Origin of the sequence: Enterobacter ludwigii (genome assembly GCF_001750725.1) — a bacterium.
GTDB classification, from domain to species: Bacteria; Pseudomonadota; Gammaproteobacteria; order Enterobacterales; family Enterobacteriaceae; genus Enterobacter; species Enterobacter ludwigii.
The window spans coordinates 1,732,293-1,758,192 of the sequence record NZ_CP017279.1; the positions used below are offsets into that span (position 1 = coordinate 1,732,293).

At 54.5% G+C, this 25,900-nt stretch carries 25 protein-coding genes and 1 pseudogene; 8 read left to right on the forward strand and 18 right to left on the reverse strand.

The features are described from left to right. Positions 1–25 precede the first annotated feature (25 nt). Positions 26–1,078: a YcjF family protein gene (locus BH714_RS08125; protein ID WP_040017626.1), complete on the reverse strand. Its 1,053-nt coding sequence runs from the start codon at positions 1,076–1,078 to the stop codon at positions 26–28. Next, on the reverse strand, positions 1,075–2,472 hold the full coding sequence (locus BH714_RS08130) for a YcjX family GTP-binding protein (protein ID WP_040017627.1): 1,398 nt from the start codon (positions 2,470–2,472) through the stop codon (positions 1,075–1,077). The genes BH714_RS08125 and BH714_RS08130 overlap by 4 nt, the downstream gene beginning before the upstream one ends. 155 nt (positions 2,473–2,627) lie before the next feature. Here BH714_RS08130 and BH714_RS08135 point away from each other — a divergent pair, with 155 nt between their 5' ends. Beyond that, positions 2,628–3,638, forward strand: coding sequence for a LacI family DNA-binding transcriptional regulator (locus BH714_RS08135; RefSeq protein WP_040017629.1), 1,011 nt, complete (start codon positions 2,628–2,630; stop codon positions 3,636–3,638). 34 nt (positions 3,639–3,672) lie between these two features. Here BH714_RS08135 and BH714_RS08140 read toward each other — a convergent pair whose 3' ends face one another. The 15 genes and pseudogenes from BH714_RS08140 to pspA form a co-directional block, all read right to left on the reverse strand. Next, the gene (locus BH714_RS08140; RefSeq protein ID WP_040017630.1) at positions 3,673–4,587 is read right to left on the reverse strand and encodes an OmpG family monomeric porin; all 915 of its coding nucleotides are present in this window, start codon (positions 4,585–4,587) and stop codon (positions 3,673–3,675) included. A 66-nt stretch (positions 4,588–4,653) separates the two neighbouring features. Further along, positions 4,654–5,736 carry an ABC transporter ATP-binding protein gene (locus tag BH714_RS08145; protein ID WP_032669771.1) on the reverse strand — a complete coding sequence of 361 codons (1,083 nt, stop codon included), beginning with the start codon at positions 5,734–5,736 and terminating at the stop codon, positions 4,654–4,656. Positions 5,737–5,738: 2 nt separating this feature from the next. Further along, the gene (gene pgmB / locus BH714_RS08150; protein WP_040017631.1) at positions 5,739–6,416 is read right to left on the reverse strand and encodes a beta-phosphoglucomutase; all 678 of its coding nucleotides are present in this window, start codon (positions 6,414–6,416) and stop codon (positions 5,739–5,741) included. Continuing rightward, positions 6,406–8,685 carry a glycoside hydrolase family 65 protein gene (locus tag BH714_RS08155; protein ID WP_040017632.1) on the reverse strand — a complete coding sequence of 760 codons (2,280 nt, stop codon included), beginning with the start codon at positions 8,683–8,685 and terminating at the stop codon, positions 6,406–6,408. Before BH714_RS08155 ends, pgmB begins: the two co-directional genes overlap by 11 nt. After that, a complete protein-coding gene (locus BH714_RS08160) occupies positions 8,679–9,737 on the reverse strand; it encodes a Gfo/Idh/MocA family protein (protein WP_088202975.1) in 1,059 nt (352 codons plus the stop codon). Before BH714_RS08160 ends, BH714_RS08155 begins: the two co-directional genes overlap by 7 nt. 11 nt (positions 9,738–9,748) lie before the next feature. Further along, positions 9,749–10,537, reverse strand: coding sequence for a sugar phosphate isomerase/epimerase family protein (locus BH714_RS08165; protein ID WP_040017633.1), 789 nt, complete (start codon positions 10,535–10,537; stop codon positions 9,749–9,751). Between the two features lie 16 nt (positions 10,538–10,553). After that, positions 10,554–11,606 carry a zinc-dependent alcohol dehydrogenase gene (locus tag BH714_RS08170; protein WP_032678279.1) on the reverse strand — a complete coding sequence of 351 codons (1,053 nt, stop codon included), beginning with the start codon at positions 11,604–11,606 and terminating at the stop codon, positions 10,554–10,556. A 28-nt stretch (positions 11,607–11,634) separates the two neighbouring features. After that, a complete protein-coding gene (locus BH714_RS08175; RefSeq protein ID WP_025204015.1) occupies positions 11,635–12,477 on the reverse strand; it encodes a carbohydrate ABC transporter permease in 843 nt (280 codons plus the stop codon). After that, positions 12,464–13,345 (reverse strand): carbohydrate ABC transporter permease, encoded by an 882-nt coding sequence (locus tag BH714_RS08180; RefSeq protein ID WP_025204014.1) that lies wholly within the window; start codon positions 13,343–13,345, stop codon positions 12,464–12,466. The genes BH714_RS08175 and BH714_RS08180 overlap by 14 nt, the downstream gene beginning before the upstream one ends. Positions 13,346–13,367: 22 nt before the next feature. Then, positions 13,368–14,660: an ABC transporter substrate-binding protein gene (locus BH714_RS08185; RefSeq protein WP_040017634.1), complete on the reverse strand. Its 1,293-nt coding sequence runs from the start codon at positions 14,658–14,660 to the stop codon at positions 13,368–13,370. 15 nt (positions 14,661–14,675) lie between these two features. After that, a complete protein-coding gene (locus BH714_RS08190; protein WP_040017636.1) occupies positions 14,676–16,373 on the reverse strand; it encodes a sugar phosphorylase in 1,698 nt (565 codons plus the stop codon). Between the two features lie 185 nt (positions 16,374–16,558). Further along, positions 16,559–16,788 (reverse strand): annotated as a pseudogene (gene pspD / locus BH714_RS08195) (phage shock protein PspD). A 12-nt stretch (positions 16,789–16,800) separates the two neighbouring features. Continuing rightward, entirely contained in the window at positions 16,801–17,160 is a 360-nt protein-coding gene (gene pspC / locus BH714_RS08200) for an envelope stress response membrane protein PspC (protein ID WP_014170343.1), read from the reverse strand. Continuing rightward, a complete protein-coding gene (pspB, locus tag BH714_RS08205) occupies positions 17,160–17,384 on the reverse strand; it encodes an envelope stress response membrane protein PspB (RefSeq protein WP_025204011.1) in 225 nt (74 codons plus the stop codon). The genes pspC and pspB overlap by 1 nt, the downstream gene beginning before the upstream one ends. A 54-nt stretch (positions 17,385–17,438) precedes the next feature. Continuing rightward, entirely contained in the window at positions 17,439–18,107 is a 669-nt protein-coding gene (pspA, locus tag BH714_RS08210) for a phage shock protein PspA (protein ID WP_014170345.1), read from the reverse strand. Between the two features lie 166 nt (positions 18,108–18,273). Here pspA and pspF point away from each other — a divergent pair, with 166 nt between their 5' ends. The 6 genes from pspF (at position 18,274) to sapF (ending at position 24,619) form a co-directional block, all read left to right on the forward strand. After that, positions 18,274–19,251, forward strand: coding sequence for a phage shock protein operon transcriptional activator (gene pspF, locus BH714_RS08215; protein ID WP_040017638.1), 978 nt, complete (start codon positions 18,274–18,276; stop codon positions 19,249–19,251). An 88-nt stretch (positions 19,252–19,339) separates the two neighbouring features. Then, entirely contained in the window at positions 19,340–20,980 is a 1,641-nt protein-coding gene (gene sapA / locus BH714_RS08220; RefSeq protein ID WP_020882454.1) for an ABC transporter substrate-binding protein SapA, read from the forward strand. Then, the gene (gene sapB, locus BH714_RS08225; protein ID WP_014170348.1) at positions 20,977–21,942 is read left to right on the forward strand and encodes a putrescine export ABC transporter permease SapB; all 966 of its coding nucleotides are present in this window, start codon (positions 20,977–20,979) and stop codon (positions 21,940–21,942) included. The genes sapA and sapB overlap by 4 nt, the downstream gene beginning before the upstream one ends. Further along, positions 21,929–22,819, forward strand: a complete 891-nt coding sequence (gene sapC / locus BH714_RS08230) for a putrescine export ABC transporter permease SapC (protein WP_014170349.1) — start codon at positions 21,929–21,931, stop codon at positions 22,817–22,819. Before sapB ends, sapC begins: the two co-directional genes overlap by 14 nt. After that, positions 22,819–23,811, forward strand: a complete 993-nt coding sequence (gene sapD, locus BH714_RS08235) for a putrescine export ABC transporter ATP-binding protein SapD (protein ID WP_014170350.1) — start codon at positions 22,819–22,821, stop codon at positions 23,809–23,811. The genes sapC and sapD overlap by 1 nt, the downstream gene beginning before the upstream one ends. Position 23,812: 1 nt before the next feature. Then, the gene (gene sapF, locus BH714_RS08240) at positions 23,813–24,619 is read left to right on the forward strand and encodes a putrescine export ABC transporter ATP-binding protein SapF (protein WP_014170351.1); all 807 of its coding nucleotides are present in this window, start codon (positions 23,813–23,815) and stop codon (positions 24,617–24,619) included. A 147-nt stretch (positions 24,620–24,766) separates the two neighbouring features. Here the strand turns inward: sapF and BH714_RS08245 are convergent, their stop codons facing one another. Then, a complete protein-coding gene (locus BH714_RS08245) occupies positions 24,767–25,357 on the reverse strand; it encodes a TetR/AcrR family transcriptional regulator (protein ID WP_032678285.1) in 591 nt (196 codons plus the stop codon). 132 nt (positions 25,358–25,489) lie between these two features. Between BH714_RS08245 and BH714_RS08250 the strand changes: the two genes are divergently transcribed. After that, positions 25,490–25,885 carry a RidA family protein gene (locus BH714_RS08250; protein ID WP_020882451.1) on the forward strand — a complete coding sequence of 132 codons (396 nt, stop codon included), beginning with the start codon at positions 25,490–25,492 and terminating at the stop codon, positions 25,883–25,885. The last annotated feature ends 15 nt before the right edge of the window (positions 25,886–25,900 follow it).

Consider the following 25,900-nt stretch of genomic DNA (forward strand, 5'->3'; position numbering starts at 1 on the left):
CCAGCACGATTAATGACCAAACCGGCTACTGAACCGGTTTTTTATTGAGCGTCTCTTTGAGCTGACCGATTAACTCACGTCGGAAATCCCCCAATCGCGGCTTATCGCCATCAATCCACGGCAGTGGACGGCACACTTCCATCGCTTTGATGCCCAGACGGGCGGTCAACAAACCGGCACCAATACCCTGCGCGGCACGGGCAGAGAGACGCGCCGCCAGATCCTGCGACATCCAGTCCATCCCCACTTCCCGCACCAGCTCGCTTGCTCCTGTAAAGGCGATGTTGAGCAATACCAGACGGAACAAGCGAAGGCGGCTGTAGTACCCCAGCTCAATACCGTATAAAGCAGCAATCCGGTTAATCAGACGCAGGTTACGCCAGGCGATAAACGCCATATCCACCAGCGCCAGCGGGCTGACGGCAATCATCAGGGTTGATTCCGCAGCAGAGCGGCTGATTTCGCGCCGCGCCTGGGCATCCAGCACCGGCTGCACCATGTGGGAATACAGCGTCACCACTTCACGATCGTTCTGGGTTTCATGGATAGCGGCATACCAGCGCTGAAGCGCCGGGTGTGACTGGTCAATACCCGCCTGACTGGCCAGCTTTTCACAAAACGCGCGGCCTTTGCCGGTTCCGTGACTGTGGAGCAGATCCCGCGCTTCATCACGCTCATGGGCGCGCTGTCGCAGGCGCCACAGGCGACGCCACTCGGTCGCAACAGACCCGACACCCGCCCCCACAATCAGAGCACCGGCAGCGCAGCCGCCCAACGCGACCCAGTCCTGGGTTTGCCAGGCGTTGACTGCCCACTGGACGCCTTGCCCAACCACGCTGACGCCAAACAACGCCAGCCCGGCAGTCACCATCTTTCGCCACAGGCTGCGTTTTGGGCGTAGCGCGGCTTCCACGACCGCTTCAGCCGGCCCCTCTTCAACAAGCAGCTCTTCGGTCAGCGCCGGGGCAAAATTATCTGCCTGCGGGCCATTAAACGTCTGCGCAGTTTTAAACGCCTCCGGGTGCTCTTGCTCAAGCGTTCCGGTAAAATCAATGCGCGGTTTTAACGGTTCCGTCATCGCAATTTATCTCCAATCAAAAACTCCAGCGCCGCATCCAGACGGATATGCGGTAACGGCTGATCGACCGTCATGACCTGCGGGCGGAAGGCTTCAAACTGGAAGCCCTGGTTCTGCCAGAAGGCCGGCCCCGGAAGGCGGGCGGGCACTTCGCCCGGATAGACAGTAAGCGGTTCGCCATCGCTGAGACGATTCCCGCGCAATGCCGGTATTTTCTCGCCATTAAGGTCAATCAACCCACTCTGTGTCGCCTGTACGGAAGCCAGTCCGAGGCAATCCATGCTGATCCCTTCGAACGCGGCATTCTGCCAGGCGTCCTGCACCAGTTGCTGCAGCAGCGACACCATATTGGCATGCTGATCGACCGTCACGTGATCGGCTTTTGTGGCCGCAAACAGCAGCTTGTCGATAACGGGTGAGAAGAGACGGCGAAATAGCGTGCGCTGCCCGTAGTGAAAACTTTGCATTAACTGTGTCAGCGCCAGGCGCATATCGTTGAAGGCCTGCGGCCCGCTGTTCAGCGGTTGCAGGCAATCCACCAGCACAATCTGGCGATCAAAACGTAAAAAGTGGTTTTTATAAAAACCTTTCACCACTTTTTCACAGTAGTAATTGTAACGCTCGCGCAGCATTCCGGCGTTAGTGTGTTTGTCCGCCTGGGCCAGTTTTGACTCCCCGATGCCATCCACGTCCGGCCACGGGAAAAACTGCAGCGCAGGTGCGCCCGCCAAATCTCCCGGCAGCACAAAACGGCCCGGCTGGATGAAATGCAACCCTTCCTGCTTACACTGATGCAGATACTCCGTCCAGGCCTCGGCAATCGCCGCCAGCCGGTTTTCATCGGCAGGCGCCAGCGGATCCAGGCCTTCGCACAGTTTTCGCCATTTCGTCGACCACTCGGCGCGGTTGCCCTGCAACAGCCCCGTCATCTGCCGTGACCAGCTGAGATAGTCCTGTGCCAGCATAGGTAAATCGAGCAACCACTCACCGGGGTAATCCACAATTTCCAGATACAGGGTGGAGGTGTCCTTGAAGTGGCGCATCAGGGATTCATTAGAGCGAAAACGCAGCGCGAGGCGAATTTCACTCACCCCGCACGTCGGCGTCGGCCAGGTGGGCGGTTCACCATAAAGCTGAGCCAGCCCTTCATCATAGGTAAAGCGGGGAATGCCAAAATCGCGCTGAGGCACACGTTTAACCCCCAGCAGGCGCTCTTCCCGCACGGCGCTCAGCAGCGGCAGCCGCGCCCCACTGTGCAGGTTAAGCAGCTGGTTCACCATCGCGGTGATAAACGCCGTCTTGCCGCTGCGGCTCAGCCCCGTCACCGCCAGACGCAGATGACGGTCAACGCCACGGTTCACCAGTGAATTGAGTTCGTTCTTAAGTCGCTTCATCGCCGTCCTTCATTGCCCGGAAGCCTCAAATACATTGCTTCAGAATACAATAAATGGGGGCAGATCGTTGATTATCAATTCTTATTTATTGCTATTGCCGTTTTCTCTCCAGTAAGATGAACGACATTGCTGTTAGTCAGGAGTGAGTAAGGTGTATGTCACCCACCATCTATGATATCGCACGGGTTGCCGGCGTTTCGAAATCAACCGTCTCCCGCGTTCTGAATAAACAAACGAATATTTCTCCTGAAGCGCGTGAAAAAGTGTTGAAGGCGATTGACGAATTAAATTATCAACCCAATAAACTCGCCCGCGCCCTGACCTCTTCTGGCTTCGACGCCATTATGGTTATTTCGACACGCTCGACGAAAACCACCGCCGGCAACCCTTTTTTCTCTGATGTTCTGCATGCCATTACAGCCAAAGCTGAAGAGGAAGGTTTTGATGTTATTTTGCAAACCTCGAAAAGCAGTGAAGACGATCTGCTGAAATGCGAAAGTAAAATAAAACAAAAAATGATTAAAGGGATCATCATGCTGAGCTCACCGGCAAATGAATCCTTTTTCACAACGCTGGATGCTTATGGCGTACCGGTGGTCGTCATCGGGAAAGTCGAAGGTGATTTTCAGAATATTTACTCGGTCGACACGGATAATTTTCACGACAGCGCCACGCTAACAGAAACCTTTATTAAAAATGGCCGACGTAACATTGCCTGTCTGCATGCGCCGCTCAATTATCATGTTTCGATTGATCGTCTTGCCGGTTATAAATCCAGCCTTGAAAAGCACGGCATCGCCATTAACCCGGCGTGGATCATCGACGGCGGATATACCCATGAAAGCGCGCTTGCCGCGGCCACAGAATTGCTCTGCTCGGCCACGCCACCTGATGCGGTATTTGCCACCGACAGCATGAAGTTACTCAGCCTTTATCGCGCGGCGGATACTCTGGATCTGAGGATCCCCGAGCAGGTGGTGATTGCAGGATACAGTGACCCGATGCTCTCCCTCATTTTAACGCCAGCACCCGGGGGTTTTGATATCCCAACCCGCAAGCTGGGTGAAGAGAGCTGCAATCTTCTTTTCAGGCGTATCGCCGGTCAGCCTGCGCCACAAAAAGTGCTTGTCGATACCCATTTTACGTTAGCGCCCTCTCTTCGCTAAAACCAGGGGCTGAAAGCCCCTGGCATCCGGTCTGTCAGAACGCGTAATTAACGCCAACACCCGCGTAGTGGAAACGGTCGCTGTCGCCTTCGTCATGGTTTTCCCATTCGTAGGCGTATTCCAGCGTCATGGATAATCCATTGTTGAAGTCATACGCGTACAGTAAACCCAGTCGGTTGAAATCGTGTCCTTCACGATCGGGATCGTCCTGCCAGTCCCAGTTCGACCAGCGATCCAGCCCCAGACGGGTATATGGCGTGAGCGTCGTCTGGCCTAATGAAACAGGCAGATACGCGCGAATTTCCTGCGTTGAAAATTCGCCGTTATTACGTGAACTGTCCATATTGAAACCGCGCTCAAGATAATAGTTCACTTTTGCAGAGAAGGTTTCATTAATGGTCCAGGTAAAACCCGTTTCCGTTTCTACACGGCTGTCGGCATAACCGGTTTTTTCCAGGTCATTCGCAAACTGATACATGGCAAACCAGCCACCAAAACGCCATTCGTCGGACAATTTAATATCCCAGTCCGGCTGAATTTTGTAACGCTGCATATTTGCGCTACCGTCTTTGGCACCGTGTTCATCTTTAAAGTGATAACCGTAATTACGGAAACCGCCGGTCAACCCGAGTGTAAAATCATCGGTGCCGATAAAGCGATAGCGTAATTCAAATTCCGGGCGGTCAAAATAGGTCCCACGGGTCATGCTGCTGTAATCAACCGGTCCTTCCTGATACATTGCCAGCGAAAGGGTCCAGGCATCCCATGTGGCATTAAACCACACAGAGGGTTCATATAATCCATCTTTATCGTCGCCCTGACCTTCGACGTTTTCAATTTCATACATGGCACCGATATTAAATTCCCAGTGTTTTGCTGATTCCGTTGCGTGCGCGCAGCTAACCCCTGCGCACAGAACGAGCGCAGCACTTCTTAGTAGAGTACTCATTTAAATGTTCCCTTTATAATTAACTCAAAAAAAACCGGAAATTTGCATTTCCGGCGAACGCCTTTCTTATCTAATAGCCACTTCAGTATCAGCGTCGAAGAAATGGCATTTATTCATATCGAACTGGATGCCGATATTATCCCCCGCCGCATAATCATTTACCGCTCCTGCACGAACGACCAGCTCATGCCCGCCCACGGTGGCATAGAGCATGAACTCAGCCCCGGTCAGTTCGGCCACGCTGACTTTTGCCGCAATATCATCCCCACGGCTTTGCAGCGTCAGAATATCTTCCGGCCGGATCCCAAAGACCACGGCTTTACGCTGATATCCGGCGGCATTCACCGCCGCCAGCGTGTCTTCAGGTATCTCCAGACGTAGCGTTTCCGTCACGAAATAGCGATCGTCTATCGCGCCCCGAATAAAATTCATTGCCGGTGATCCGATGAAGCCCGCCACAAACATATTCGCCGGTTCGTTGTAGACCTGCTTAGGTGCCCCCACCTGCTGAATAACGCCATCCTTGAGGATCACAATCCGGGTCGCCATCGTCATCGCTTCCGTCTGATCGTGGGTCACGTAAATCATTGTGGTGTTGAGCTTCTGATGCAGCTTGCTGATTTCAGCACGCATTTGCACACGCAGCTTGGCGTCCAGGTTAGAAAGCGGTTCATCCATCAGAAAGACGCCGGCTTCGCGCACAATCGCCCGTCCTAACGCCACGCGCTGACGTTGCCCACCCGACAATGCGCCAGGTTTACGCGTGAGGTAATCACGCAACCCCAGGATTTGTGCCGCCCAGTTCACGCGCTCTTCAATGACCGCGGGGGCAATTTTCTGCATCTTCAGGCCAAACGCCATGTTGTCGTAAACCGTCATGTGCGGATAAAGCGCATAGTTCTGGAAAACCATCGCAATGTCGCGGGACTTGGCGGGCACATCGTTCATGCAGACACCGTCAATCACCAGCTCACCGGCGGAGATCTCCTCCAGCCCGGCAATCATGCGAAGCGTCGTCGATTTACCGCACCCCGAGGGACCCACAAAGACGATAAACTCCTTGTCCTCAATTTCGAGGTTAAAATCCTTAACCACATGGACCTGGTTATCGTAGATTTTCTGAATATGTTTCAGAGACAGTTGAGCCATTTTTAATTCCTTATCATTACCGTTCGGCATGCCCAGAAATCCGTCAGGCATTTCCAGGTCAGTTCCTGCGTTGAATGAAGTTGTAATCCCGCATGGTTCAGGCCAGGCCCAATCCCGACCGAGAGCATTCCCGCCGCGTTGATTGCCTCAACGCCGGCTGCAGCATCTTCGATTCCAATAGCCTGCTCGGGGCGCACGTTCAGCCCGGCGCAGGCCGCAAGAAAGATCTCCGGGTCCGGTTTTGAGCGGGCAATGCGCGAGGCATCGGCGCAGAAATCAAAAGCCCTCTCAATGCCCAGCGCCTGCAAAATACCGGGGGCGTTAAGGGACACTGAGGCCAGCCCGATTTTGACGTTCGCCGCACGAATTTCCGCCAGCACCTCGCGGATGCCCGGAAGCAGAGAATCCTGCGTCAACGACGCCAGAGACCCGACGTAGCGCGCGTTCTTTTTATCCGCGAGCGCCTGCCGCTGCTGGTCGTTAAACTCCCCCTCTTTTCCGCCATGGCGCAGGATCCGCTGCAGCGATTCCATACGGCTTATCCCTTTCAGCTCGTCGTTGAACACCACGTCGAACGAGATGCCAATTTCCTGCGCCACGGCACGCCAGGCCAGAAAATGCAGATGCGCGGTATCGGTGATCACACCATCAAGATCAAAGACAACGGCCTCAGGCATCATGATTTGCTCCCGTGGTAGCGGTCCCATAAGTAGATGTAAAAAAATCCCTGAAAGAACAGACCTGCCGATCCGTTATGCACAGGGTTTTACCCCACAGCGTTAAGGTCACCGGTGCAGTGGTTTCAATCGTTAAAACATCATTTTCAAACGTGAAGTGCATGCGCGCGTTTCTCCATCGCAGCGGGAAAGCCAGTTTTCGCCAGTGGGCAGGCAACTTCGGGGCAAGATGCAATTCCCCCTGGACGATCTGCATGCCGGCAAATCCCTGAATAACGCCGGACCAGATAGCCCCGGTGGCGGCAGCATGAATCCCGTCATCGCAGCTGTGCGGATCGTCGCCCAGATCGATGGCGATACCCTCGCGCCAGAAGGCGTAGGCCCTTTCCGTATCGCCACACCGGGCAGCAACAATTCCATGAATCGCTTTGCTCAGCGAAGAGTCGTGTATGGTACGCGGCTCGTAGTACGCCAGGTTGGCAGCACACTGCTGTGGGGTAAACCGTTCCGGCAGCAGGTAGTTGAGCATCACCACGTCGGCCTGTTTAAGAATCTGCATCTCGTTCACTTCCGCGCGGGAGTAATCGAGCAGAATGGTCTGTTTACCCGCTTTCGCCTTATAGCGGCTCAGATCGATTGCCGGTTTCGCCATGAAGGTGTCATCCTGAGGAAGGACCCCTTCTGCGTTGGCTTGCGGTAACCACAAACGGGACATAAACCGGCTGGCATTCTCCATGAAGCCGGCATCTTCACGATTGAACATCGCCATAAACTGGCGCGCACAGGCGACATTGTGCCAGGCCAGATAGTTGGTGTAGGCATTGTTATTGACGTGCTCCGTGTACTCATCCGGCCCGATCACATCGTGGATTTCCAGGCGATCATTGACTTCCGTCGCCCGCCCCATCCAGAACGTTGCCGTCTCTATCAGTAGCGTCAGCCCTTCGTTACGCATAAACGCGTCATCATGTGTCGCCTGCCAGTAGGCCACGACAGCCCAGGCAATGTCCGCCACAATGTGATGTTCTGCCAGCGCAGAGGCCACTTTCTGGCGCGTGCCCGTGCGGATGTTGATTGCTGCATATTCCGGCGTTTCCTCCTGACCGCTCGCGGCGCTCTCCCAGGGGAAAAGTGCGCCAGGCCAGCCGTTGCGACGCGCTTTTTCACGAGCTCCGGCCAGGTTGAGCCAGCGATAACGCAGCAGACTGCGGGCGACCTGCGGACGCGTAAAGAGATGGAAAGGCAGCAGGAAAATTTCGGTATCCCAGAAGACGTGGCCTTTATACCCTTCGCCGGTCAATCCTTTCGCGGCGATACTGCAGCGCTCATTGTCGGCAGGCGTCATGGCGGTCAAATGCCAGACGGTATAATCCAGCGCGAGCTGATCCTGCGGTTCCGCAGACGTTACCGCCACCCGCGCATCTCGCCAGACGTCTTCCCAGGCGCAGGCAGAGCTCTCCAGCAACGATGCGTAGCCTCGTGCTGCGCACACCTTGAGTTCGGCCAGTGCGTTACGCGCAAACGACGCCTGCGAAAGGGCTTTGTCACTGCGGTGGGCGACCCAGACGATCTTTTCAATCGTGACAGTGTCACCCTGCGAAACGTTCAGGTCGTAATGCGCACTGATGCGACGATTTTTAGCGGTAAAGCAGCTTTCGCTACCCGCAGAAAGCCGGCAGAACGCGGATATAACGACGTCAGAGACTCGGTCCTGCGTTTCATACACGCCCTGCATACAGTTCTGGTCGAATACCCGGACTGAAATCTCATCCAGATGCTGCCTGCCGCTGTTGGTTTGCGTCGCATCGATTCCGGTTTTCAACACCACCTGCGAGGGCCCATCAAGGGGAGTGATGGCGAGTTGCATTGCCACTAACGGCAGCTGAGCGAGAGAAACGAAACGACGGCTCTCCAGGCGGTAGCGTTTCCCGTCGGGCGAGCGCCAGAGCACGCTGCGACGCAGTTCACCATTGGCAAACGCCAGCTCGCGCTGCCACTCAAGAAGCGCCCCGGAAAGCAGGGTAAAATTCACACCATCCAGTTCAACCTCAATACCGGTAATATCCGGCAGGTTGATTAACTCCGTGGTCTCATTGCGACCTGCGCGATGATAAAGCCCGGCGAGATACATGCCCCTGGTTTGCTGGGTGTAATCCTCTTCGTGTGCCGCGCGAATGCCCATGTAGCCATTGCCGCAAGCCATGATGGAGGCGTATTTATTCAGACTGTGGGGAGAGAAGCCCGGTTCGGTTAAAACAGACACATTCAGCATAACGTCACGCTTTCCCCTGTATCCGCCGATTCATAAAGCGCGGCAACAAGTTGCTGGATAACCAGCCCCTGTTCCGCATCTGCGATCATAACCGGCTCTCCCAGCACATGGCGTACAAACGCCTCCATGCTGCGCAGGTGACGCTGGTCGTCTGCCTCATCACGCTGCATGAGGGTCTGTAAAACGCCCGCCTCATCGTGGTAAATGTGTGCCGGGAAGAGCGTGGCCCCCGCCTTTTCCCCACAGAATGAAACATTCATGATCGACTGCTCGCGGATATTCAACGCAAACGACGTATCCAGGCGCAGAACGCCGCCATTGCAGAATTCAATTGTGCCAAACAAAGCATCTTCAACGGTAAACCGGGCGGGATCCCACTCGCCAAACTGTCCACTGTTTTTACGGTTCCCCAGCTTCTGGAAGCTGTGGGCGGTCACCCTTTTTACCGCCGGGAAACCCAGCACATACATCGCGGCATCCAGCATATGAATACCGATATCGATCAGCGGTCCGCCACCCTGTAGCGATTTGTTCGTAAAGACGCCCCAGCCCGGCACGCCGCAACGACGCAGCGCCTGCGCCGACGTAAAGTAGATCTCACCTAACGCCCCATTTGTGACAGCGTCACGTAACAGCTGCGTGTCGAGCGCAAACCGATGGTGGAAATCATACGCCAGCACTTTTCCCGCTTTACGGGCCGTCATGCGCATCTGGTCAGCCTGTTGCGGCGTCATGGCAGGCGGTTTTTCGCACATCACATGACATCCGGCCTCCAGTGCCGCCATGACATGTTCAAAATGGAACCGGTTTGGGGAGCAGACGCTGACCACATCAGGTTTTACCGCCTGCAGCATTTCAGATGCATTCTGCCAGACCGAAGGAATTGCATGACGTTCCGCAAACGCCTGTGCCTGTTCAAGGCCGCTGTCCATGACAGCGACCATTTGAACATCACTGCGTGTGGCGTAATACGAGGCATGCACTTTGTCCGCGACCTGCCCGGCGCCAATAATGGCGACGCGCAGAAGCGAAGGTGTTGAAGCACTCATCACGCTCGTCATCCTTAGCATTCACGCAGATACGTGAGTGAATCCTGGTAAGCCTGGGCCGGATCGTCGGCGCGGACACGGCACTCATACACCACGTAGCCCTGATAGTTGTCCGCACGAAGCTGCCCGAACAACGTGGCAAAATCCAGGGTCCCGCTGCCAGGCTGATAGCGATGGTTATCGGCGATATGCACATGACCCAGCAGATCCCGGTTGCGATGCAGCGCCTCTGTTAGCGAATCTTCTTCGATATTCATGTGGTAAAAATCGCCGATGATCTGCACATGCCTGAGCGCGTTCTCTTTGATATAGCGACGCGCATCCGCGAGCGTGTTGATCATGTGATCCTGGTAGCGGTTGAGCGGCTCAAGATAAACGGTGGTCCCGGTACGCGCCGCCACCTCATCCAGATAACGCAGCGAAGCACTCACCGCTTCGCGATCACCCGCCAGGCTGCGTGGAGAGGTCATCGGCGGCAAGCGGAAGGTAAACATTCCCCAGGCGGCGGGCACAATAATTCCCTTTCCACCCACTTCAGCCAGTGCTTCCAGGATGCGTTCGATCTGTTTTAATCCGTTCAGACGACGTTCTTCAATGAAGTCACCAATCCAGCCGTCATATCCCCCGCAGGCGGTGGTCACCGGCAGGCCCGTGGCGGTGATTGCGGCTTTCACTTCATCGAGATTGTCCACCAGCAGTTTGCCGTCAATTTCATAGCCATCAAAACCCATCGCTTTGATGTACTGGAATTTCTCCAGAATAGAAGTCGGGAAAAAGGCCTGGTTTTGCGTTGCGATTTTCATTGATGCTCTCCTTAGCTTAAAAAGTGACGCCCATCTTGATGCTCAGTTCCGGATGCTGATCGACATACTTCATGTAGCTCTCAGCGCTGGTGGTAAAGGTGACAACCGGGTCAATCAGATCTTCGCAGTTCAGATAACCGTTCATCAGCAGTTCCCAGCAGGTCTCTTCAATACGCTTGCGGCTCCAGCGCGGGTAATCCGGGTTGGGTTCGCTGCAGGCGCGCGAGAAAACGATTTTCGCGTTATTGAAGTGGGCTTCACGCCCCAGATTGAACCCTTCTGCGAACGGTTTCGCGAAAGCCACGTAGGAGATTGTTCCACCGTAGGCGAGCCCGCGCAGCGCAGACTGCAATGCATCGGCAAAACCGCTGGTTTCGATAATCACGTCAGCGCCCTGCTTTCCGGTCAGTTTTTTAATCTCCAGACCGACATCGGTGCCAAACGGACTGAGGCAGTAATCAGCCCCGTGACGGCGGGCAATTTCGCAGCGATGTTCGATAGGGTCGACACCGATGACGATGGATGCACCGGCTTTTTTCGCCAGCTGAATCGCAATCTGCCCAATAGCACCCAGTCCGACCACAACGACAAAATCCCCCACCCGCACGTTAGCATCACGCACACCGCTCATGGCGAACTGAGCAGGGTCGTAACAGACGGCATTTTTCCAGGAAGACCCTTGCGGCATTTTGCGCAGCTTGTAGTTATTAACGGCATTCACGATGACCGTCTCCTGCAGCGGCCCATAGCAGCAGACACGGTCGCCCGTCTGGTACTCCGTCACGTCATCGCCGCATTCGATAATGTCGCCAACGATCATGTTGCCCAGTTGGAACTTACCAAACTCAATGCCCCGCGCCGCGCCCTCTTCACGCGGGGTAAACATCTGCCACTCCGCGTTAAACTCCTCATCAATGAAGGGACTTGCCGCACGGAAATCTACCACTTCGGTGCCGTGTTTTGGCGCGCCGAAGCGCGCACGAATTTTCACTTCATGGACGGCAACAGGACGATCTTCATATTCCACCAGCGCCGCTACACGAGGCGCTGTCGCAACTAACTTTTTCATGACTGACTCCTAGTTAAAACTGGCCGCCTCAGCCCTTAACGCCACCGGCGGTCAAACCACTTTTGATAAAACGTTCAGACAGTGCGTACATGATGACCACCGGAAGCGCTGTCACCAGCGATGCCGCCATCATCCGACCCCAGATATAATCTGGCGTGCTAAAGAGCGTGTTCAGCCCAACCGGCAAGGTGAAATTGCTGGCGCTGGACAGGAAAATGGATGCAAACAGGTAGTCGTTCCATGCCACCATGAAGCAGTAGACGAACACCGACACGAGGCCGGAAATCGCCAGCGGAACGGTAATGCGGAAGATAATTTGCAGGCGGTTAAGCCCGTCCATCATCGCGGCTTCTTCTATTTCATCCGGAATGGTGTCGAAATAGCTGCGCAGCATAAAGACGGCTGTCGGCAGCGTCTGGGTCACCATGGTGATAATCAGCGCCAGCTCCGTGTCATAGATCCCCAGCGCGGTGATGATTTTGAACAGCGGCACCACCAGCAAAATCCCCGAGAACATATAGACGGTGTAAAAACTCGCATTGATCGTCGTGCGTCCTTTAAAACGCAGTTTGGATAACGCGTAAGCCCCCAGCGTGCCGAGAAAAACGGCAATTACCGACGAGGTCAGCGAGACCACCATGCTGTTTCTGAAGTAGTCCACAAACGGGAAGATCAGCGGATTAAAGATGTCGATGTAATGCTGCAGCGTCCACGCCTGCGGCAGGATGGTCGGATGGAGCGATATCGCCTCTTTCGCGCTCTTAAGCGAGGTCATTAACATCACAAAGAACGGGAACAGCGTGATGATCAGAAACACCGCCAGCCCCAGATAAAAACCGAGACGGCCCAGTACGCGTTTATTTGTTGCCATTGAGGTTTACCCTTTTTCTGGTCAGCAGAATGACGGCGAAGATGATCACGAACAGCACCACGGAGATGGCAGCGGCTTTCCCGAGGTCATTGAAGGCAAATGCGGTCTTGTAGAGATAGACGCCCAAAATATCGACCTTGGTGGTCAGGAGATAAACATCAGCGAACATATAGAACATCCAGATGGTTCGCAGTGTAATCACCGTGGCCAGCACCGGCATAATGGCGGGCAGCGTGACGATACGAAAACGCTGCCAGGCATTTGCCCCATCCATTTCCGCGGCTTCGTACAGCGATTTATCGATGGTCTGCAATATCGCGAGGAACGAGATAAACGCGTAGGGGAAGTAACGCCAGATGGCGAACAGCACCACCAGCACAAAACTGCTGCCCGGGTTGTCGAACCACAGCGGCGCCTGGTCATACAGGTGCAACAGATCGACACCCAGATAGTTCACAATGCCGTAGCCGTTGTTGAACATGTATTTCCATGCAAACACCAGCGAGATGGATGGTGTGACGTAGGACAAAATCACCAGTGAACGCGCCGTTTTCCGCAGGCGAAATTCCCGGTTAAAAAAGAGGGCAACGGCCAGCCCCAGCGCCGTGCTGCCCATCACCACCAGGGCGGTGTACCAGAACGTCATCCACAGGGAGTGCCAGAATGCGCCATCGCTGAGGATACGAACATAGTTATCCAGCCCGACAAACACGGCGCTAATGCGCGGGTTAAGCGGCAAACGTAAAAAGCTGATTTCAATATTGGAAATCATCGGCCAGGCCACCAGGCCCCCCAGCAAAATCAGGCTGGGGGCCAACAGCAGCATGGCGAAAGGCATATCTGAACGACCAGAAAACAACGTCTTCATAATTTCCTTCCGCAGAGCGCTCCTATCGTTGTGAAATCAGGTCAGTCAGTCGCTTCTGGCTGTTGCTTAACGTTGCACTGAGATCTTGTTGACCCACTGTGACGTTATGCACCATGGAACTGATGATGCCGGACCCTGTTACATCACCCATGCGGGTAAAGTTTTTGTCGCCCACGGCGCCAAATACCTGCACATTCGGGAACTGGGCGATAAGCTCGTAGGGAAGTTGACCAAACGCTTTAATGACCTCGTTGTCTTTCCAGGAGTCCGTGCCGACAACCAGTTTGTTCACCGGTAGCGCGGCCCCCGGGGACATCATCACCCAGTCAGACGCGTTCTGTGCCTGCTCCATCCAGGTGACAAACTTCTGTGCAGCCTGGGTTTCATCTTCTGTTTGACCGGAGGTGATCGTCAGCGATGTGACCATGCCGTAGACCGCTGAAGACGTTTCAGTCGGAACGACAAAGCCCAGGTTGGCTGGGTTGCCGTCTTTATAGACCGCCGGCAGGATATAGGTGGAATACACCGCCATCGGCGCCGAACCATTCATAAAGGCATCTTTAATCTCCATGACATCGTTCGAGCCCGGCATGGTGGTCGCGGCCAGTGCTTTATAGAACGCCAGCGCGTTCACCATTTCCGGGGTATCGATGTTGATTTTCCCGTTGGCGTCAAAAACGTTCGCGCCACCGGAAAGCGCAAACTGAGAAAACGCCTGCTCGGTCATCACGCTTTCTGCCGTGGGTAGCGCTATGCCATAGCGTTTTTTAGCCGGATCGCTGAGGCGTTGGCTGGCTTTCAGCAGCTGTTCCCAGTTATGCGGCTCCTCAATACCCGCCGCAGCAAGCACATCTTTGTGATACCAGACGCCAGACAGCCAGGCGCTGATTGGCACCCCCGTCCAGGCTGAGCCGTCTTCCGTGCGAACGACACGTAAAATTCCGTCATAGAAGGTGTTTTCGCCCACCGCTTTGATGGCGGCGTTGATCGCATCCCGGTCCAGCAGCTGCTCTTTATCCATGACTTTTGCGTAGTCATGGCTGACCTCAATGACCTCGGGCAGCGCACCGGTGCGGGCCAACGTAATCACTTTGGTGTTGTAGGCATCCTCTTCTACCGGTACCTGTTTCACCGTAATCGTCGGGTTCTCTTTCTCGAATTTTTCAATCAGTTTTGTAATTACCGCCTGACGCTCCTGTTCAACTGAGGAGTGCATAAACTCAATGGTGACAGCAGAGGGTTTGTCATCCTTACAGCCTGACAACAAGGCGCACGAAACCAGTGCTGATATCAGCACAATTTTGGGCATATTCATGTTTAAGGTCCTTTTTTAGTTTTCTTTAATCCACAACACCTGCCATGGATTAAGGGTCAGAGTCGTACCAGTAATATCTTTCCCGGCGATCAATTCCCTGCCGGATGGAATATTCGACTCAAGCGTTTGAACGCGATCGCTGAAATTAAATAAGGCGGTAACTTTTTCGCCACTTTGCGCAATACGCATTATTTTTAATACATGCTCGCCTGCCGTACTAAAACAAGCCTGACTGTCAGGGTGGAATGCTTTTTCTGCACGCCTCAGGGCGATTAATTCACGCAATCTATAATAGACTGTCTGCCGCAGGCTATTTTCGTTCTCAAGCTCACTGTCGATTGCACCGGCGAGGTATTTTTTGCGGTTAATCGCACGGTTATATCCCAGGCGCTCCACGCCCTCATAATCATTACGCGAGCCAAGAATACTTTGAATATAGACGGCAGGCACACCGGGGAAACTCAGGAGTACCGCATGAGCCAGAATAAACCGGGCAATACGGTGATTATCATCGCAGTCCCTTGTGCTTAACGCATCAAGATAAGTGACATTGATTTCATACGGGCTTCGCGTTCCATCCGGATTGTTTTTCCAGTTGACCAGCGCCCCCTCGGCCTGAAGTTTCTCAACCAGCGAGAGGATCTCAGACTCGGGTAAAATTCCGCGTAACGGATTGAGGCCAATCCCGTCATGCGAGGCCAAAAAGTTAAACCAGGTGGTTTTCGTGGAAGGAAGCGTCAACGACGACGCCCACTGACACAGCGCCCGGACATCCTGACGGTGTACCGCATGCAGCACAAGCGGCGGCAAGGAGAACTGATACACCATCTGCGCTTCATTGTTGCCATCACCAAAATAGGCAACGTTGTCTTTATGCGGGACATTGGTCTCAGTGATTATCACCGTACCCGGCGCGACAGCCTCGGTAATGGCACGGAAAAGCTGGATAAGCTGATGGGTTTGTTCCAGATGGATACAGCTCGTTCCGGGTATCTTCCACATAAACCCAACGGCATCCAGACGAATGTAGCGCGCCCCTTCAGTCAGGTAGTGCAGCAGCACGTCTACCATCGCAATCAGGACCTGAGGAGAGGCAAAATTGAGATCGACCTGGTCGCTGCTGAAGGTGGTCCACAGGTGGCGTACGCTGCCATCGTGAAGCGTAAACGGCGTGAGGAGGGGCAAAGCACGCGGTCGCGTGACGGCCGACAGATCCGTTTCAGGGTCAACAGAAATGAAGAAATCGTTATACCCCGGCATTTGCTTAAGGTAATTCGCGAACCATTGACTTTGCGCCGACATGTGATTGCAGACGAAATCAAACATCAAACTGGCTGATTGTTTTAATTCGGCGATGTCCTGCCACGTTCCTGTTTCTGGTGCAACGTCGTGGTAATCAATAACAGAAAAACCGTCGTCAGAAGACCACGGGTAAAAAGGTAAAAGATGAACATGTGAAAAGGAGTGAGAGAGCCACTTATTATAAAACCGTGTGAAAACCGGCAGGGCTTTCTCCCCTTCTGCCGAAAACTGATCGGCATACGTAATCAGGACAACATCTTTTTCATCCCACCCCACCTTACGCTTATCTGTAATAACAGAAATCGCGTTATCAATCTTTTCCAGCAACACCGAAAAATGGGTATCGGAAAATGATTCCCCGTAAACAAGATTAATGATTTCTTTAATTTTAGCCTGCATTTTATTTTCCATGGTAGCGGTCCCACGGAACGCAATCTACTCCCATGAAAAATATCTGTCAACGGACCGGGACGCAGAAAAACGCAATTGCAAAGCAGCTCAACGCAGTATTGTGAGCTGCCGCAAAGAAAGAAAGGGAAAGCGAAGAAGTATCGCTAGCCTGCCCCGAAAACGAGAGAGGCTAACGTACGCAGGAATTATTGGGGAAAGTAGCGGCGTGAAAGCCGTTTTGCCACTTTTTGCAGCAGAGGTTCGAGCGCCACAGCCAGCAACATTCTTACCGGCTTGCGGGGCGGGCAACAGATTTTATCGCCCAACCCGCCACACCTGCCGGGCCGAAACGTAATGCCGTCAGCAGGACCAGTTTACCTGCGATTTTCAGGCCGGGTTTTACCTTCTGACCGGCCTGTTGCCAGTTTTGCTTCATGTATATTCTCTCTTAAAGCTGACGAAAACGGCTTCTCAGCGTGAAGGTGTCAGATGTGACATAGCGCTCCATCTCACGTAACCGCTTCTCCCCAGCGGCGAGTTGATCGTCAACCGCGTTCAGGAGATCGTTGCTGGTCGGTGCGCCTTCTGCGGCCAGTTCACCTTCCGGCATCGGGTCGAGTACAAATGACAGCACGATGTACGCCACCAGGGTGATAAACGCCAGACCGAAGAAGATCGACAGCACCGTTACCACGCGAACCAGTTTGACCGGGACATCAAGATAATGGGCCAGTCCCGCACAGACGCCGCGTACCATTCCCTGCTGCGGAATGCGCCACAATTTTTTGTTCAGATTCAGTCCGGCCATTAACGGTCCCTCCAGTTTGGATGTTCTGCATCGAGGATATCTTCCAGCGCCTGAATGCGTTCGCGCATTTTATTCGCCTGTTCGGTCAGCTGTACGAGACGCTGTTGTTCACTCTGGGAAAGTTCGCCACGTGAAGAACGGTTGCTGTAGTGCAGCCATAACCAAATCGGCAGAACAAACAGCACGAAAATGGTCAGGGGAATAGCCAGAAAAAGCGCGCTCATGTGTACTCCTTGTCTTACGATGCGTGGCGGCACGCTCAGGTGCCGCACAAATTATTATTGGTTGTCTTGCTTCATTTTGGCTTTCAGCGCAGCAAGTTGCTCGCTGATTTCATCGTCCGCTTTCAGGTCAGCGAACTGCTGATCCAGTGACTTTTGTTTACCAATGCTGTGACTTTCCGCTTCCGCTTCCATATGGTCGATACGGCGTTCAAACGACTCAAAACGTGCCATTGCTTCATCCAGCTTACCGCTATCCAGCTGGCGACGTACATCGCGGGATGAGCTTGCCGCCTGGTGGCGCAATGCCAGCGCCTGCTGACGCGCACGCGTTTCGTTCAGTTTATTCTCAAGCTCACCAATCTCTTTCTTCATACGCGAAAGGGTATCATCGACCAGTGTGACTTCATGCTCGAGCGTCGCGACCATGTCTGCCAGCTTCTGTTTTTCAATCAGCGCGGCGCGGGCCAGGTCTTCTTTATCTTTACGCAGCGCAAGTTCTGCTTTTTCCTGCCATTCGTTAAGCTGAGCGGTCGCCTGCTCAATGCGGCGCGTTAACTGTTTTTTCTCAGCCAGCGCACGGGCGGAGGTAGAACGCACTTCAACCAGCGTATCTTCCATTTCCTGAATCATCAGGCGCACCAGCTTCTGCGGATCTTCCGCTTTCTCAAGCAGTGAGTTGATATTGGCGTTCACGATGTCGGCGAAACGAGAAAAAATACCCATAATGTGATCCTCATAGTTCTGTTATCGGGCGATGCCCTGCTACATAGCTAATACAAATACCGTGCCAAGTTTTTATCTTGTTGATTTTACTTGATGTGGTTGATTTCCAGACATCGGCACACTATGCTCACCTGGTGAATATCACTAAGGAGTGGTTAATTTCATCATGGCTGGATACAAAGACAATTTACTCGGCGAAGCCAACAGTTTTCTGGAGGTCCTCGAACAGGTCTCCCGTCTCGCGCCGCTCAACAAGCCGGTGCTTATTATCGGTGAGCGCGGCACGGGTAAGGAACTGATTGCTAACCGTCTACATTATTTATCCGGACGCTGGGATGGCCCCTTCATTTCTCTTAACTGCGCGGCGTTGAATGAAAATCTGCTCGACACGGAGCTTTTCGGTCATGAAGCCGGTGCTTTTACCGGTGCCCAAAAACGCCATCCGGGTCGTTTTGAACGCGCCGACGGCGGCACGCTGTTTCTTGATGAACTGGCCACCGCGCCCATGCTGGTACAGGAAAAGCTGCTGCGCGTGATTGAGTATGGCGAGCTGGAGCGTGTCGGCGGTAGCCAGCCGCTGCAGGTCAACGTGCGTCTGGTGTGCGCCACCAATGCCAACCTCCCGCAAATGGTGGCAGAGGAAAAATTCCGTGCCGACCTGCTCGACCGGCTGGCCTTTGACGTCGTTCAGCTCCCTCCGCTGCGCGAGCGAAGAAGCGACATCATGCTGCTGGCAGAGCAGTTTGCGATTCAGATGTGTCGCGAGCTCGGCCTGCCGCTTTTTCCGGGGTTCAGCGAGTATGCAAAGGAGACACTCCTCGCTTACCACTGGCCGGGAAATATCCGGGAGTTAAAAAACGTCGTGGAGCGTTCTGTCTATCGCCACGGCAGCAGTGAGACCGAGCTGGATAACATTATTCTCGATCCTTTTCAGCGTAGCCCGCAGCCAGCTTCCGCCCCGCCCGCGTCCGGAGCTTCCCCTGCACTTCCCCTGGATTTGCGGCAGTTCCAGCATGAACAGGAACAACAGCTGCTTGAGCAGAGCCTGAAGGTGGCGAAATATAACCAGAAACGGGCGGCTGAACTCCTGGGTCTGACCTACCATCAATTAAGGGCATTGCTCAAAAAGCATCAAATGCGCTGACAATATCAGCACTTACCCGCAGACATTTTTACGAAGCAGGCGTAAGTGCGATACACTTTGCAGATCGAACCTAAAAACCTTAAAAATTATGCGTCTGGTTTTATCGTCCTTCTTTGCACTTGGTCTGTTCAGCAGCCTGGCGTTTGCTGCGCCCGAACCCGCTACGCAACCTGATATTCGCGACAGCGGCTTCGTCTATTGCGTAAGCGGTCAGGTTGATACATTTAACCCGCAAAAAGCGGGCAGCGGCCTGATTGTGGATACCCTTGCCGCGCAACTCTATGACCGTCTGCTTGATGTGGATCCCTACACCTACCGTCTGGTGCCAGAGCTTGCCGAAAGCTGGGAAGTCCTGGATAACGGTGCGACCTACCGTTTCCACCTGCGCGATGATGTCGCATTTCAGCACACGCCATGGTTTACCCCAACGCGCAAACTGAACGCAGATGATGTGGTCTTTACGTTCCAGCGTATCTTTAACCGTAATCACCCGTGGCATAACGTTAACGGCAGCAACTTCCCCTACTTCGACAGCCTGCAGTTTGCCGATACCGTTAAAAGCGTTCGCAAGCTGGATAACCGCACGGTGGAGTTTTCGCTGAAGCGCCCGGATGCCTCTTTCCTCTGGCACCTGGCCACCCACTATGCGTCCGTTATGTCTGCTGAGTACGCCGCGAACCTGAGCAAAATCGATCGTCAGGAGTTAATCGACCGTCAGCCTGTCGGTACCGGTCCGTTCCAGCTGGCCGAATATCGCTCCGGACAATATATCCGCCTGCAGCGCCATGCGCATTTCTGGCGCGGCACGCCGCTGATGCCACAGGTAGTGGTCGATCTTGGCTCTGGCGGGACGGGGCGTTTATCAAAACTGCTGACCGGGGAGTGCGACGTACTGGCGTGGCCTGCTGCCAGTCAGCTCACCATTTTGCGCGACGATCCGCGTTTGCGCCTGACGTTACGCCCCGGCATGAACATCGCCTATCTGGCGTTTAATACCGATAAGCCGCCGCTGAACAACCCTGCCGTACGCCACGCGCTGGCGCTGGCCATCAACAACCAACGTCTGATGCAGTCGATCTATTACGGTACGGCAGAAACCGCCGCCTCTATTTTGCCACGAGCCTCGTGGGCCTATGACAGTGAAGCTAAAATTACGGAATACAACCCGGCAAAAGCGCGTGAACAGCTGAAAGCGCTGGGGGCAGAAAACCTGACGCTGCAACTCTGGGTACCGACCAGCTCTCAGGCCTGGAACCCAAGCCCGCTGAAGACCGCCGAGCTGTTGCAGGCAGATATGGCGCAGGTGGGGGTGAAAGTGATCATCGTGCCGGTTGAGGGTCGTTTCCAGGAGGCGCGCCTGATGGACATGAACCATGATTTAACCCTGACAGGCTGGGCGACCGACAGTAATGACCCGGACAGCTTCTTCCGTCCGTTGCTGAGCTGTGCGGCGATTAACTCCCAGACCAACTACGCCCACTGGTGCAACCGGGAATTTGACGGCGTGCTGCAAAAAGCGCTGGCGTCCCAACAGCTGGCGTCACGCATAGACGCCTATGATGAAGCGCAGAAGATCCTTGCCGAAGAGCTGCCCGTGCTGCCGCTGGCCTCGTCCCTGCGCCTGCAGGCCTATCGCTATGATATTAAAGGCCTGGTGTTGAGTCCGTTCGGCAACGCCTCCTTCGCCGGCGTGTCTCGAGAAAAAGAACAAGAGGTGAAAAAACCATGATCATTTTTACCTTGCGCCGCCTTCTGCTGCTGTTGGTGACGCTCTTTTTCCTGACCTTTGTTGGTTTCAGTCTGAGCTATTTCACCCCGCACGCCCCGCTCCAGGGGTCGTCGCTGTGGGATGCGTGGCTCTTCTGGTTTAACGGTCTGCTGCACTGGGATTTCGGTGTTTCAAGCATCAACGGGCAGCTCATCTCCGAGCAGCTGAAGGAGGTTTTCCCGGCGACAATGGAGCTGTGCATTCTGGCGTTCGGTTTTGCCTTAATGGTTGGTATTCCGGTAGGGATGCTGGCAGGGATTTATCGCAACAAATGGCAGGATAAATTTATCAGCGCCCTCGCCCTGCTCGGCTTCTCGATCCCGATCTTCTGGCTGGCGCTGCTGCTGACGCTTTTCTTCTCCCTCAACCTGGGCTGGCTGCCGGTTTCTGGCCGTTTTGACCTGTTGTATACGGTAAAAACGGTGACCGGGTTTGCTATCGTTGACGCCTGGCTGTCTGATTCAGCCTGGCGACATGAGATGATCGTCAGCGCCGTACGCCATATGGTCTTGCCGGTACTGACGCTGGCGGTGGCACCGACAACCGAAGTGATTCGCCTGATGCGCCTGAGCACCATCGAGGTGTTCGATCAGAACTATGTCAAAGCGGCCGCCACGCGCGGCTTATCGCGCCTGACTATCTTGCGCCGTAATGTGCTGCATAACGCCCTGCCACCTGTTATCCCGCGACTGGGGCTCCAGTTTTCCACCATGCTCACCCTGGCGATGATTACCGAAATGGTCTTCAGCTGGCCGGGGCTGGGACGATGGTTGATCAACGCTATCCGCCAGCAGGACTACGCCGCCATTTCGGCGGGCGTCATGGTGATTGGCTCTCTGGTGATTATTGTTAACGTGATTTCCGATATTTTGGGTGCTATGGCCAACCCGTTGAAGCATAAGGAATGGTATGCCCTACGATAACGTATACAGTGAAAAGCGCACGCCCGGTGCGCTGCGTACCGTGTGGCGTAAATTCTATGGTGACACCACGGCAATGATTGGCCTTTATGGCTTCGCCGGGCTGGTGTTGCTCTGCGTTTTTGGCTCCTGGTTTGCGCCCTATGGTATTGATCAGCAGTTCCTTGGCTATCAGCTGCTGCCCCCATCCTGGTCGCGCTACGGTGAGGTCTCTTTCTTCCTCGGTACGGACGACCTCGGGCGTGACGTATTGAGCCGCCTGTTGAGCGGCGCGGCGCCGACGGTCGGCGGTGCATTTGTGGTGACGTTTGCTGCCACCATCTGCGGTCTGGCGCTCGGCATCTTTGCCGGGTCGACGCATGGCCTGCGCTCGGCGGCACTGAACCACATTCTCGACACCCTGCTCTCTATTCCGTCCCTGCTGCTGGCCATTATTGTGGTGGCGTTTGTCGGGCCACACCTGTCGCATGCCATGTTCGCGGTCTGGCTGGCGATCCTCCCTCGCATCGTGCGTTCGGTATACAGCATGGTGCATGACGAACTGGAAAAAGAGTATGTCGTCGCAGCTCGCCTGGACGGTGCAACAACCTTAAACATCCTTTGGTTTGCCGTACTGCCGAACATCGCTGCCGGGCTGGTCACGGAGATCACCCGCGCCCTGTCGATGGCGATTCTGGACATCGCGGCGCTCGGTTTTCTCGATCTCGGCGCGCAGCTGCCGTCGCCTGAATGGGGCGCGATGCTCGGTGACGCGCTCGAGCTTATCTACGTTGCGCCGTGGACAGTCATGTTACCGGGCGCAGCCATTATGGTGAGTGTGCTGCTTGTCAACCTGCTGGGCGATGGTATTCGCCGTGCAATTAATGCGGGGGTGCAATAATGCCGCTTCTTGATATTCGCAACCTGACCATCGAGTTCAAAACCGGTGAAGGCTGGGTGAAAGCCGTCGATCGCATCAGTATCACCCTTGCTGAGGGTGAAATTCGCGGGCTGGTGGGTGAATCCGGTTCAGGGAAAAGCCTGATCGCCAAAGCCATCTGTGGTGTGGCGAAGGATAACTGGCGCGTCACCGCTGACCGTATGCGTTTTGATGATATCGACCTGCAACGCCTTTCTCCTCGCGAGCGTCGCAAGCTGGTCGGCCATAACGTATCAATGATTTTCCAGGAGCCGCAATCCTGTCTTGACCCGTCCGAGCGCGTGGGCAAACAGCTGATGCAGAACATTCCCGGATGGACCTATAAAGGCCGCTGGTGGCAACGGTTTGGCTGGCGTAAGCGTCGTGCTATTGAGCTGTTGCACCGCGTCGGGATCAAAGATCATAAAGATGCCATGCGCAGTTTTCCGTACGAACTGACCGACGGTGAGTGTCAGAAAGTGATGATTGCCATCGCGCTGGCCAATCAGCCGCGTCTGCTGATTGCGGATGAACCGACCAACGCGATGGAACCGACCACGCAGGCGCAGATTTTCCGCCTGCTGACGCGTCTGAACCAGAACAACAACACCACCATTTTGTTAATCAGTCACGACCTGCAAATGCTCAGCAAATGGGCTGATAAGATTGATGTGATGTACTGCGGGCAGACGGTCGAAACCGCCCCGAGTGAAGACCTCATCACCGCGCCGCATCATCCGTATACGCAGGCGCTGATCCGCGCCATTCCAGATTTTGGCAGCGCCATGCCGCACAAGAGTCGCCTGAACACCCTGCCCGGGGCTATCCCGCTGCTGGAGTCCTTGCCGATTGGCTGTCGTCTGGGGCCGCGGTGCCCGTATGCGCAGCGTAAATGTATTGAGACGCCACGTCTGACAGGGGCTAAAAATCATCTATATGCCTGTCATTTCCCGCTGAACATGGAGAGAGAGTGAAATGGTCGAAACCTTACTGGAAGTCCGTAACCTGAGTAAGACCTTTCGCTACCGTACCGGACTGTTCCATCGTCAGACCGTTGAAGCCGTGAAGCCGCTAAGCTTTACCCTGCGCGAAAAACAGACGCTGGCGATCATCGGTGAGAACGGTTCCGGTAAATCCACGCTGGCGAAGATGCTGGCAGGCATGGTCGAACCCTCCGGCGGCGAAGTGCTGATAGATGACCATCCGCTGGAATTCGGCGATTACTCTTTCCGCAGCCAGCGTATCCGCATGATCTTCCAGGATCCGTCGACATCGCTCAACCCGCGTCAGCGTATTTCGCAAATCCTCGATTTTCCGCTGCGTCTGAATACCGATCTCGAGCCAGAAGCGCGACGCAAACGCGTTTTTGAAACCCTGCGGATGGTTGGGCTGCTGCCCGATCACGAGAGCTATTACCCGCACATGCTCGCCCCCGGCCAGAAACAGCGTCTTGGGCTCGCGCGTGCGCTGATATTGCGCCCGAAAGTGATCATCGCCGACGAAGCGCTCGCCTCGCTGGATATGTCGATGCGGTCGCAGTTAATTAACCTGATGCTCGAATTACAGGAAAAACAGGGTATCTCGTATATCTACGTGACCCAACATCTGGGGATGATGAAACACATCAGCGACCAGGTGATGGTCATGCATCAGGGTGAGGTTGTTGAACGTGGCAGTACCGCGGATGTTATGGCCTCTCCGCTTCATGAACTGACTAAGCGATTGATCGCCGGCCATTTCGGTGAAGCATTAACCGCGGACGCGTGGAGAAAAGACCGCTAGCGCGTTGGTGCAAGGGGCGGATTAACAACGCTCACCACACGCGAAATCCTCGCGGCGTTTTAACGCCCCTTATCCGACAAAAATGCCCCCGGCACACCCATTCCTTTAAGGGTTAAATGGCAGCTCGCGCGCGTTAACCCTTTCCTTTCACTGATGGCGTAACCCGCTTGCAAGCAGGACAAACACCTCAATCGCATGTGGCAACGTCTTCTGTGGATCGTCACTGGCGGCTATCAACAGTGCAGCATTGAGCGCAGCGCCATTTAACAGCTGTGCAGCGACGTTTGCATCCATGTCTTTCAGGACCTTGCGTTCAATCATTTTTTCTATGGTCTGACGGGTAGATTCCAGGCAGCTATTCTGGCTGGGCCAGTGGGCCGGGTCACCCAGAACAGCCGGACCATCACGCAGTACAATACGCTGCACTTCCGGATCGAGCGCCATTTTGATGTAAGCGACGCCTTCCGCCAGCAGTCGTTCCCAGTCATTCTCGGCGCTGGCGGCAATTTCCTTCGCCTTTCGTGCCATTTCGCTGTCTATCTGGGCGACCACCGCAGCCAGCAAGCCTTTCTTGTCAGTGAAATTATGGTATAGCGCTCCACGTGTTAACCCCACGCTTGCGGTCAACTCATCCATGGAGGCTGCGGCATAGCCTTTCTCGGCAAAAGCTTTGCGCCCTGCCTGTATCATTTTTTCGCGATTTTCCTGGGCCGTTTCGGCACGGCTTTTTGCAGCCATAAGACGTCCTTGGTTACGTTGTGTTTTTCCGTTTGACATACGTGGCGTATGTGGTTTAGATTTTGACATACGCCGCGTATGTTAATACGACCGCGTGATCTCAACAATACCCCCAATCGAAAAGGAAATGCCATGCACCCACGTGAACCTGTATTTCCCGCTAATCGTCATGCCCTCTATGAAGAACATGGCTATTCTGCTGCCATTCGCTCTGGCGATCTGTTATTTGTCTCAGGCCAGGTTGGAAGCCGCAGCGACGGCACACCTGAAACGGATTTCGGCGCTCAGGTACAACTGGCTTTTGATAATCTCCAGGCTACGCTTTCTGCCGCGGGATGTACGTTTGATGATGTGATCGACGTGACGACGTTTCATACCGATCCTGAAAATCAGTTTTCAACCATCATGGAAGCCAAAAAATTAGCGTTTCCCCGCCCCCCTTATCCAAACTGGACGGCCGTGGGGGTAAACTGGCTTGCGGGCTTTGATTTTGAAATTAAGGTCATTGCCAGAATCCCACCGCAATAAAGCAAGTATTCGGCA

Excerpts from the sequence above, each read along its gene's own strand:
- BH714_RS08130 (WP_040017627.1), bottom strand. The coding sequence starts at position 2,472 with ATGAAGCGACTTAAGAACGAACTCAATTCACTGGTGAACCGTGGCGTT.
- BH714_RS08245 (WP_032678285.1), bottom strand. The coding sequence starts at position 25,357 with ATGGCTGCAAAAAGCCGTGCCGAAACGGCCCAGGAAAATCGCGAAAAA.
- sapD (WP_014170350.1), top strand. The coding sequence starts at position 22,819 with ATGCCGCTTCTTGATATTCGCAACCTGACCATCGAGTTCAAAACCGGT.
- BH714_RS08140 (WP_040017630.1), bottom strand. The coding sequence starts at position 4,587 with ATGAGTACTCTACTAAGAAGTGCTGCGCTCGTTCTGTGCGCAGGGGTT.
- pgmB (WP_040017631.1), bottom strand. The coding sequence starts at position 6,416 with ATGATGCCTGAGGCCGTTGTCTTTGATCTTGATGGTGTGATCACCGAT.
- BH714_RS08165 (WP_040017633.1), bottom strand. The coding sequence starts at position 10,537 with ATGAAAATCGCAACGCAAAACCAGGCCTTTTTCCCGACTTCTATTCTG.
- BH714_RS08145 (WP_032669771.1), bottom strand. The coding sequence starts at position 5,736 with ATGGCTCAACTGTCTCTGAAACATATTCAGAAAATCTACGATAACCAG.
- pspC (WP_014170343.1), bottom strand. The coding sequence starts at position 17,160 with ATGGCCGGACTGAATCTGAACAAAAAATTGTGGCGCATTCCGCAGCAG.
- pspB (WP_025204011.1), bottom strand. The coding sequence starts at position 17,384 with ATGAGCGCGCTTTTTCTGGCTATTCCCCTGACCATTTTCGTGCTGTTT.
- BH714_RS08125 (WP_040017626.1), bottom strand. The coding sequence starts at position 1,078 with ATGACGGAACCGTTAAAACCGCGCATTGATTTTACCGGAACGCTTGAG.
- BH714_RS08135 (WP_040017629.1), top strand. The coding sequence starts at position 2,628 with ATGTCACCCACCATCTATGATATCGCACGGGTTGCCGGCGTTTCGAAA.
- BH714_RS08185 (WP_040017634.1), bottom strand. The coding sequence starts at position 14,660 with ATGAATATGCCCAAAATTGTGCTGATATCAGCACTGGTTTCGTGCGCC.
- BH714_RS08175 (WP_025204015.1), bottom strand. The coding sequence starts at position 12,477 with ATGGCAACAAATAAACGCGTACTGGGCCGTCTCGGTTTTTATCTGGGG.
- BH714_RS08190 (WP_040017636.1), bottom strand. The coding sequence starts at position 16,373 with ATGGAAAATAAAATGCAGGCTAAAATTAAAGAAATCATTAATCTTGTT.
- pspF (WP_040017638.1), top strand. The coding sequence starts at position 18,274 with ATGGCTGGATACAAAGACAATTTACTCGGCGAAGCCAACAGTTTTCTG.
- sapF (WP_014170351.1), top strand. The coding sequence starts at position 23,813 with ATGGTCGAAACCTTACTGGAAGTCCGTAACCTGAGTAAGACCTTTCGC.
- sapC (WP_014170349.1), top strand. The coding sequence starts at position 21,929 with ATGCCCTACGATAACGTATACAGTGAAAAGCGCACGCCCGGTGCGCTG.
- BH714_RS08180 (WP_025204014.1), bottom strand. The coding sequence starts at position 13,345 with ATGAAGACGTTGTTTTCTGGTCGTTCAGATATGCCTTTCGCCATGCTG.
- pspA (WP_014170345.1), bottom strand. The coding sequence starts at position 18,107 with ATGGGTATTTTTTCTCGTTTCGCCGACATCGTGAACGCCAATATCAAC.
- BH714_RS08250 (WP_020882451.1), top strand. The coding sequence starts at position 25,490 with ATGCACCCACGTGAACCTGTATTTCCCGCTAATCGTCATGCCCTCTAT.
- BH714_RS08170 (WP_032678279.1), bottom strand. The coding sequence starts at position 11,606 with ATGAAAAAGTTAGTTGCGACAGCGCCTCGTGTAGCGGCGCTGGTGGAA.
- sapA (WP_020882454.1), top strand. The coding sequence starts at position 19,340 with ATGCGTCTGGTTTTATCGTCCTTCTTTGCACTTGGTCTGTTCAGCAGC.
- BH714_RS08155 (WP_040017632.1), bottom strand. The coding sequence starts at position 8,685 with ATGCTGAATGTGTCTGTTTTAACCGAACCGGGCTTCTCTCCCCACAGT.
- sapB (WP_014170348.1), top strand. The coding sequence starts at position 20,977 with ATGATCATTTTTACCTTGCGCCGCCTTCTGCTGCTGTTGGTGACGCTC.